The following is a 270-nucleotide window of genomic DNA, read 5'->3' as shown; positions in this document are numbered from 1 at the left end:
CCCGCCAGCCCCAAGCCGATGGTCAGCAGCACCGTGGCGACGGGTCTGCGGACAAAGGGCTCGGAGAGGTTCACTGCGCGGCTTTCTCTGAGGCTGCGGAGGTCTTGCCAGTCCAGCGCCTGACCCTTGTGGCCAGCCGGTCAAAACTGAGGTAGATCACTGGCGTGGTAAACAGCGTGAGCACCTGGCTTACGATCAGGCCGCCGAAAATACTCAGGCCCAGCGGGCGGCGCAACTCGGCACCGTCACCCCAGCCCAGCATCAGCGGCA

General features: G+C 65.2%; 1 protein-coding gene. It reads right to left on the bottom strand.

All coding sequences use genetic code 11. The features are described 5' to 3' along the window. Nucleotides 1-70 precede the first annotated feature (70 nt). Nucleotides 71-270, bottom strand: a 200-nt coding sequence (locus B3F77_RS05495; RefSeq protein WP_293603992.1) for an efflux RND transporter permease subunit, incomplete at its 5' end; no start/stop codon positions are given.

The organism is Polaromonas sp. UBA4122, from assembly GCA_002381615.1.
In the GTDB taxonomy this organism is placed as follows: Bacteria; Pseudomonadota; Gammaproteobacteria; order Burkholderiales; family Burkholderiaceae_C; genus Polaromonas.
The sequence above is the reverse complement of the archived record's forward strand: the minus strand, read 5'-3'. Positions and strand labels throughout refer to the sequence as shown.